The organism is Leptodesmis sp. (assembly GCF_052746595.1).
In genome coordinates, this window is the sequence record NZ_JBRAGO010000086.1 from 9,736 (window position 1) to 17,835 (window position 8,100).

The 8,100-nt window shown below is 51.0% G+C and carries 7 protein-coding genes, 1 tRNA gene and 1 pseudogene; 3 read left to right on the forward strand and 6 right to left on the reverse strand.

The genetic code is table 11. The features are described 5' to 3' along the window. On the forward strand, positions 1-823 hold an 823-nt coding region (locus tag ACUVQO_RS17245), incomplete at its 5' end, for a DUF2079 domain-containing protein (RefSeq protein ID WP_445927076.1). Positions 824-896: 73 nt separating this feature from the next. Here ACUVQO_RS17245 and ACUVQO_RS17250 read toward each other — a convergent pair. The 3 genes from ACUVQO_RS17250 to ACUVQO_RS17260 form a co-directional block, all read right to left on the reverse strand. Next, positions 897-1,301, reverse strand: a complete 405-nt coding sequence (locus ACUVQO_RS17250) for a hypothetical protein (protein ID WP_445927077.1) — start codon at positions 1,299-1,301, stop codon at positions 897-899. A 5-nt stretch (positions 1,302-1,306) separates the two neighbouring features. Beyond that, positions 1,307-3,643, reverse strand: coding sequence for a 1,4-alpha-glucan branching enzyme (gene glgB, locus ACUVQO_RS17255; RefSeq protein WP_445927078.1), 2,337 nt, complete (start codon positions 3,641-3,643; stop codon positions 1,307-1,309). Positions 3,644-3,933: 290 nt separating this feature from the next. Continuing rightward, positions 3,934-4,233, reverse strand: coding sequence for a 30S ribosomal protein PSRP-3 (locus ACUVQO_RS17260; protein WP_233747839.1), 300 nt, complete (start codon positions 4,231-4,233; stop codon positions 3,934-3,936). 156 nt (positions 4,234-4,389) lie between these two features. Between ACUVQO_RS17260 and ACUVQO_RS17265 the strand changes: the two genes are divergently transcribed. Next, positions 4,390-4,461, forward strand: a tRNA-Gln gene (locus ACUVQO_RS17265). A 118-nt stretch (positions 4,462-4,579) separates the two neighbouring features. Here the strand turns inward: ACUVQO_RS17265 and ACUVQO_RS17270 are convergent. Next, positions 4,580-4,720 carry a hypothetical protein gene (locus ACUVQO_RS17270; RefSeq protein ID WP_233743377.1) on the reverse strand — a complete coding sequence of 47 codons (141 nt, stop codon included), beginning with the start codon at positions 4,718-4,720 and terminating at the stop codon, positions 4,580-4,582. A 213-nt stretch (positions 4,721-4,933) separates the two neighbouring features. Between ACUVQO_RS17270 and ACUVQO_RS17275 the strand changes: the two genes are divergently transcribed. Next, positions 4,934-6,811, forward strand: a complete 1,878-nt coding sequence (locus ACUVQO_RS17275; protein ID WP_445927079.1) for a YVTN family beta-propeller repeat protein — start codon at positions 4,934-4,936, stop codon at positions 6,809-6,811. 111 nt (positions 6,812-6,922) lie between these two features. On the opposite strand, the gene ACUVQO_RS17280 is transcribed toward ACUVQO_RS17275, so the two are convergent. After that, complete coding sequence (locus ACUVQO_RS17280) at positions 6,923-7,885, reverse strand: bifunctional riboflavin kinase/FAD synthetase (protein WP_445927080.1); 963 nt, start codon at positions 7,883-7,885, stop codon at positions 6,923-6,925. Then, positions 7,876-8,100 (reverse strand): annotated as a pseudogene (locus ACUVQO_RS17285) (hypothetical protein); the annotation flags it as partial. The gene ACUVQO_RS17280 and the pseudogene ACUVQO_RS17285, both read right to left, overlap by 10 nt.

Consider the following 8,100-nt stretch of genomic DNA (forward strand, 5'->3'; position numbering starts at 1 on the left):
TGAAAAGCGACGCTGGCATGGGGCGATCGCAGTCATTCTGGGATTGGCCTGGTTCCTGACTGCTACCCAATTCATCATCCCGCACTTTGGAGCAGAAGCCGCCCCCTTAACTCGCCATCTAGGGCGTTACAGTTACCTGGGCACCTCCTTCTCCGATGTTGTCGTGAATCTTCTGTTGAAGCCGTGGCTATTACTGGGCAGACTATTTACTTTCGATAACCTGGAATATCTAGTGCTGTTATTTCTGCCTGTACTCTGGGGATTGTCCTGGTTCACCCTCACTCCATTGGTCGGAGCCATTCCTCCCCTGACGATGAACCTGCTCAGCACGGTGCAACTACAAAAGGATCTGATCCATCAGTACTCGCTACCGATTCTGCCCTTTTTATTCCTGGCGGTAATTCTCACCCTGGCGCAAGGCAAAGGCTGGATTCAAAATCAGCGCGGTATTGTGATCTGGTCGCTGATTGGGTTTCTGCTGCTGTCCAAATTTGGTTACTTTGCGGTGCGTTATGTGCAGGTGCTGGATACCTGGCAGGCGACCCGTGAAGCGATCGCTCAAGTGCCTGCAACAGGGAATGTGCTAACCACCGCCTGGATTGCCCCCCACCTGACCCATCGCCCAACAATTAATCTGGCGATCGAGGGCACGGAGAATAGTGACATCAGCCATTTCAACTATGTCTTGTTGAATGTGCGTCACCCCGGTTGGCGCAGCAGTCCAGACATTCAGAAACGCTTTGTAGAGCGGTTGCAGAAAGACCCCCGATTCAAGCAACAGTACCAGCGGGATGATGTTTATCTATTTGTTCAACCGCGTTGAAATGGCACAAGATATGGGCATAAGACACGAGTGCGATGCCATATACCACTTACCGAATTGCTGTGTTTTCTGTTTACGCCTCTGGATTGCGCAACCGCTCTTCGATGTCTTCTAATGTTCTCAACAACAACCGTTTGGCCTCCAGTTTCCATCCCCATTTTTGTACCCGAAAGGCCAGGATGGTAGCTGGGACTGCAATCAACAGATCGAGTGGCTGAGTCATCGAAATTCCAAACAGTAACCCTAAACCAGCGATACCCCATAACGGCAGTGCGATCACCTGCCGTTGTTCTTCTACCAGTTTGCCCAGTCCCCCAGTTGGCAACTCGGCCAACAAGGCTTCTTTCACGGTTTTCTGTTCAGCCGCCGTCACAGACAGGCCAATTTTCTGCCGTAACTTTTCGATTTTGCGGGCCTCGGTACTGTACTGGGTCAGTTCATCCTCTGCCATCATTACCAACCGCTCGTACTGTCCCATTCGCTTTAACCCTCAGCCTCGGGAAGTTCGGTAGGACGATCGCTGGCTTTCTCCAGTGCTTCCTCCGTTTTCACCTTATCAAGCTTCAAGACCAGCACCCCTAACGGAGGCAGGCAGAGATCAACGGAATAGGGACGGTTTTGGCAGGCCCAGTCGTCTGTCCACTTCCCGCCCAGATTTCCCATGTTGCTGCCGTTAAACTCACGGGCATCGCTGTTAAAGATTTCTTTGTAAAACCCTTTGAACGGCACACCAACCCGGTAATGGGAATGGGGTTGGGGCGTGAAATTGCAGACGACAATGACAAAATCTTCGTACTCTTTTGCCCAGCGGATAAACGACACCACGCTATGACGGTTATCGCTGCAATCAATCCACTCAAAGCCACCCTGACCGCCGCCAAAGTCCCAGGTGTACAGGGCAGGTTCGCTCCGATACAGGCGGTTGAGTTGGCTGAAGAAATATTTGAACTTCTGATGTGGCTCGTACTGCAGCAGATGCCATTCCAGGTCGCCCCAGACATTCCACTCGTTCCATTGCCCCAGCTCCATGCTCATGAAGATAGTTTTCTTGCCAGGATGACAGAACATGTAGGTGAATAAGGCCCGCATATTGGCATACTTCTGCCACTCATCTCCGGGCATCTTGCCAATCATGGCACTCTTACCATGCACCACTTCATCATGGGACAGGGCCAGCATGAAATTCTCACTATGGTGATACATCATGCTGAAGGTGACATTGTTCTGGTGGAACTGGCGGAACCAGGGATCCATGTGGAAGTAGTCCAGCATGTCATGCATCCAGCCCATATTCCACTTGAGGTTGAAGCCCAGCCCCCCAACGTACGTAGGCCAGGACACCATCGGCCAATCGGTGGATTCTTCTGCGATCGACAGTACCCCAGGGAAATAGCTGAAAATAACGTGATTGGTTTGCCGCAGGAAATCGGCGGCTTCGATGTTTTCCCGCCCCCCGTACTGATTAGCGACCCACTCGCCCGGTTTGCGCTGGTAATCCAGGTAGATCATAGAAGCTACGGCATCCACCCGCACCCCATCAATGTGGAACTTATCAAACCAGAAGAGGGCGTTGGCCACCAGGAAGTTGCGGACTTCATTGCGTCCGTAGTTAAAGACTAAGGTGCCCCATTCTTTGTGTTCACCTTTGCGGGGGTCGGCGTGTTCGTATAAGTGAGTGCCATCAAAGAAGGCCAGTCCGTGCCCGTCTTTGGGGAAGTGGCCAGGAACCCAGTCCACAATTACGCCAATACCATTTTGGTGACACTGATCCACGAAGTACATAAAGTCTTCCGGCCTACCAAAGCGAGAGGTGGCAGCGTAGTAGCCCGTGACCTGATAGCCCCAGGAACCATCAAACGGGTGCTCGGCGATAGGCAGCAGTTCAATATGGGTGAATCCCAACTCTTTGACATAGGGAATCAATTTGGCGGCCAGCTCCCGGTACGTGAGAAAACGAGCACCGGGCTTCAGTTCGGAGACGATGACGACAGGTTCTTCCGTGCCATCGGGTCGTTTGGCAGGTTCTGAGGAAGAGGCGTGTAACCAGGAACCCAGGTGGACTTCATAGACAGAGATGGGCTTGGTCAGTGGATCGGAGTGGCGACGCTCTTCCATCCAGTCCTGGTCATTCCAGGTGTAGGAATCTAGATCGGTCACGATTGAAGCCGTCTTGGGCCGAGGTTCTTGCTGGAAGCCGTAAGGATCTGACTTCTCATAAATATGACCTTCCCAATTCTTAATTTCGTATTTGTAGTGTTCACCCACGCCAATATCGGGAATGAAGAGTTCCCAAACCCCGTTGCCGCGTTTGCTCATCTGGTGTTTGCGGCCATCCCAATGGTTGAAGTCACCCAAAACGGAGACGTTACGGGCATTGGGTGCCCACACTGCAAAGTAAACCCCTTTAACGCCATTCAGTTCGGTAGGATGTGCCCCCAGTTTTTCGTAAATTCGATGGTGGTTCCCTTCAGCAAACAGGTGAATGTCGAAGTCGGTTAACCAGGGAGAACGGAAGGCATAAGGATCATAGATGACGCGATCGTGCTCCCCTTCCTTAATCCGTAACTGATAGTTGGCCAGTTCGGGGATGTCGATCGTGCATTCAAAGAAGTGAGGGTGGTGAGTAGACTGCATAGGGTACTCTTGTCGCTGCTCCGGCAGCAGCACCCAAACTGCATCAGCCGTTGGTTGGTAAGCTCGTACTACCCAGACCAATTTTCCATCCTGTTCGACCTGATGGGGACCTAGCACCTCAAATGGGTTATGGTGCTGGTTCCAGACAATCCGGTCTACCTGATCTGGGCTAATGCTTGTTGACATGGAGCTACCTACTGAACGTCTGTAATGCGGCAATCGCAGTCCGCGAGATTGTAAACTAATTTCAAATAACTGTAATAAACCGTATCAAAACATGGTCAAAGTCTCAAATATTATTTGCGAACTCTTGCCAGCCTTAAATCCCTACTCTATGGAAAAAACCGCCCTAACGCTACCATTTCGGTAGCAGAGCGGCTATTTTGAGTCAAAGATATCAAAAACTCGCGCAGAAGAACAGTACTGGTGTTGAGTGGGATAGTGCAGGAGAGCACTCTGATCAAAACAGTCTGAATTCAAGCACTACCCGTAAACACAACCTCTGGAAACTTAGCTTGAGCTTCCGTAATCGGACGGTTTTTACCTTCCTCTTGCCAGTAGTTAATCACTTCGGTGGCTTTATTAAGCAACTCAATGCGATCGACCTCCGAAATCCAATGTTTGGCTTCCAGCTCATTCTTAAGCTGTTCCCAGGCATCATTACGAGGCCAGAAAAAATAAGAAGTCAGAGGACTGGAACCCTTACCCACAACCTGGTCAACAGCCAGGGCTACATCTTTGTCTAACCAAAGCACTTTGAGAATAAATTTTGGCAACCCAACCTCCGCGCAATCCCAAACTTTCAGTAATCTACAGCCTCCCATTCTACTGTAGAGTCTTCATTCCTGCACGCTGGGCCAAGAACAAATTTCTCTAAACTGATTGACAGCTTGCCCTGTTTAACTGTTATTATAGGGAAGGCAAAGACGCAATGGGGCGTCGCCAAGCGGTAAGGCAGCGGGTTTTGGTCCCGCCATTCCTAGGTTCGAATCCTAGCGCCCCAGTTAGAACGAATTAAGGTTACTAGCCATATCGGTACTAAAGCAACATGGACATGGAACTCCATGTCCATGACAATATCTCATCTAAATTTGACCGCTAGATAAGTCGAGAACTCTCGACCTATCCCAACGTGTAAGCGGATTGAAGTGCCCATAAGATCAAGATGGCGATACTGCCCAGGATTAACACCGACGAGAGGGTGATGGCAATCGGGCTATCGGCTCCTCTGAACTTCATGATGCCACGATCGAGATCGGACATAACTTAGCCTTCCTAATTACCGGGGATTACGACTCAATTCTAGTCAATCTATGCCAACCATCAATCAGTCTTAAGGGTTCTGTTACAGTTTCTCAGAGCCAAAAACCCCAATCCCCAATTTCCAATCCCGCCCCCCAGAGGCGGAAGCAAAATTTTTGTTGCAAAATGATGCTCATCGGCTATCGTGACTCAGTGTGTCGGTGAGTTCCCAGGATGGCACAGTCAAATCTCTTACAGCTAGCGCAAGAGGGCGATGCAAATGCGATCGCAACCCTTATGAATGTCAGTTTGCAGGTCATTGGTGTGTCTGCCAGAGCCGTGTTGCGGGATGGGGATCTGCACATCTTGTTGGAATCTGAACGAGCATTGGCTCCCTCTCCGGCGATCGAGTTTATTCGACGGGGGCTGATGCGGCTAGGGTTGGGGTGGGTGTCTTCCACAATCGTGTACAGCCGTATCCTGGGACAAAGCACGCCCAACTGGATCCAGCAATTCTCCCTGAAGCCGCCGGAGTTGGAGACAAATCCCTTTGTGCTGGATTCAACCACAGTAATTAACTCGGCAGCCCCGCTGGAACCTGCTGCAGAAACTCTGGAAATTCCTGGCCTGGAAACCACCACCGACAAGCCGCCTCTGTTTTCTCCCCTGCTCTGCTGGAATCAGGCCACTCCCCTGACGCTGGCGCTGTGGTTGAGTCTGCCCCTGATATTTGTCATGAGCAGTACGATCATCTGGTTTCGCTACCTGTGGGGAGAGGCACCACAAGTAACTGTCAACGCTGACAAAACCGTACCATTCCCTAAGGATGCCGCTCCACCTGCAGCAAAAAAAACTGCGACATCTCCAAAGGAAAACACTTCACCCCCAACGGACAAAAACGATTTCATTAGTCTTGCTAAGGATGAAGGCTATCAAGCCTATCTGATCGGGTTGAAGGCCCAGTCTAAAGGAGATTGGCAGAAAGCAGCCAGTCATTGGCGACGGGCGATCGCCCACCTGAAGGCGGTTCCCGATAGCGATCCGCAAAAGGCGATCGCGCAGCAGAAACTGGCGGAGTACCAGGGCCATCTGGACTTTGTGATGCGGGAAAAACTGGGCAATCCCAGCATGGAACTGGTGAAAACGATTACGGGTGCCCTCTCCCCAAAGTCCGTCGTTTCCTCGGATAAGGGGCTGTTCTTTGCCCAAAACATGATGTATAACCACAGCATCACCGTCTATAACCGCCAGTATGATCTGGTCAAAACTATTTCCGATCAAATTAGTCTGGCTGATTACGGCTACCCCCAATTTCCTGGCGTTCAGAATGGTGCTCCCGTAGAGGCGGCTTTTACCAGAGACGGCGGTACCGCGTGGGTATCCAACTATCAGATGTACGGGGCAGGCTTTACCAGTTCCGCTGATGACGATTGCAGCCCCGATCAAAACCATGAGCCAAGTTTTCTGTACCGGATTGGCACTGAAAAGTTGGCGATCGACAACGTGGTGCAGGTAGGAGCCGTTCCCAAGTATGTCGCCACTACGCCAGACAATCGCTATGTGCTGGCCAGTAACTGGTGTAGCTGGGATGTCAGCGTGATTGATTCCCAGCAAAATAAGGAAGTCCACCGCATCCAGCTTGGCCCTTACCCGCGTGGAATTGCTGTAGATAATGCTTCGCAGATTGCCTATGTTGCGGTGATGGGATCCTACGATATTGCTGCGATTAACTTGAAGGATTTTTCGGTGGATTGGCTGCGCGGCGTTGGCCATTCTCCCCGACACCTGAATTTGGATCCCAGTGGTCAATATCTCTATGCCACTTTAAATGGGGAAGGCCAGGTGGCCAAAATTGATCTGGCGAGTAGAGCCGTGATGGCAAAGGTGGCTACCGGTACATCTCCCCGCAGCATGGCGATCTCCAGTGATGGACAATTTCTCTATGTCGTGAATTATGACTCAGACACGGTGAGCAAAATTCGCACGTCGGATATGCAGGTGGTGCAAAGTGTAGCGGTGAATTCGGCTCCGATCGGCATCACCTATGATGGAGACACCAATCAAGTTTGGGTGGCTTGCTATTCCGGCAGCATCCAGGTGTTTCAGGATTAAGAGAGCAACTGTCGTGTCCATTAGCCCCCGAAAGCGCTGGCCGAGGGAGTAGGGAGTAGGGGAACAATCCATGACCATTGGCACTCGAAAGCTAAAGCCAGTGGGAGTAGCTCAAGGATGGTTGAAATTTGACAGAACAGCCTTAGCGGCTAAACAGTCGGATTGAATCTGAACTTTCAATTCATCTAAGGCGGTGAATTTTTGCTCTGGTCGAATAAATTGACTAAAGTGGACGGATAGCGTCTTGCCATACAAGTCGGCTGACCAGTCGAACAGATGCACTTCTGCTACTAAGCAGTTGCCATCAACGGTGGGACGATAGCCCAAATTCATCACACCGGGAATGCCTGCATTGGATTCAGTGAGTACACCATTGATGCGATCGCACAAATTTGCCCAAACCGCATACACGCCCAAGCGAGGCAAAAACTTTTCTGGGGGAAACTTCAGATTGGCAGTGGGAAACCCCAGCTTGCGGCCTACCTGCTGTCCCTGAACCACTTCTCCGATCAGGCTATAGGGCCGTCCTAGTAAATAATTCGCCTGTTGAATATCCCCCTGCTGCAGGGCGGCCCGAATCGCTGAGCTACTGATCCGATGACCATCCAGCAATTTCAGGGGAGCGATCGTCACGTCGATGCCATATTCTGCCGCGATCATGCACAAATCCTGAGCCGTCCCCGTGCGGTGTCGGCCAAAGCAAAAGTCCTGCCCCACGCTGATTTGTTTAGCCTGTAAGCCTTTGACTAAAATCTCTGCCACAAAATGCTCTGGCGTTAGGCTGGCTAATTCCCGATCGAAGGGAAGCATAACCAACTGATCCACGCCCAGAATTTGCAACTGAGCTACTTTTTCTTCCAAAGGGGTGAGCAGACTGCGAGGCTGGCCTGTAAAAAACTCTTGAGGATGGGGATGGAACGTAACGACTGTGGTGTAAGGAGGCGGATTGGGGCGATCGAGCGATTTCAGGATAGGCTGAATGACTTGCCGATGCCCTTGATGAATCCCATCAAAATTTCCCAGAGCAACGGCAGTGGGGGTCAGACTGTTGGTTAGCGTAGAAGTTACTCGCACGCTTTACATTTTGACATACTTGTTTCCCATGCAGTGGGCTGAACCGAAACCTTTGCTTTCTGCATAAACCTAGAGGTCAAAGGAGGACTATATAGCGGAATTGACAGTCCTTCTCTGGCCATCAGTCCACCGGGAAAAGCTCGCTTCACCTGAGTACCAATTTCATCCAGATACGCATCATCATGGAGCGGATCGTGATGGAAAATGACCAGGGT

Bases quoted from the DNA above. Each gene is read 5' to 3' on its own strand.
- ACUVQO_RS17275 (WP_445927079.1), top strand. From the start codon at position 4,934: ATGGCACAGTCAAATCTCTTACAGCTAGCGCAAGAGGGCGATGCAAAT.
- ACUVQO_RS17270 (WP_233743377.1), bottom strand. From the start codon at position 4,720: ATGTCCGATCTCGATCGTGGCATCATGAAGTTCAGAGGAGCCGATAGC.
- ACUVQO_RS17250 (WP_445927077.1), bottom strand. From the start codon at position 1,301: ATGGGACAGTACGAGCGGTTGGTAATGATGGCAGAGGATGAACTGACC.
- glgB (WP_445927078.1), bottom strand. From the start codon at position 3,643: ATGTCAACAAGCATTAGCCCAGATCAGGTAGACCGGATTGTCTGGAAC.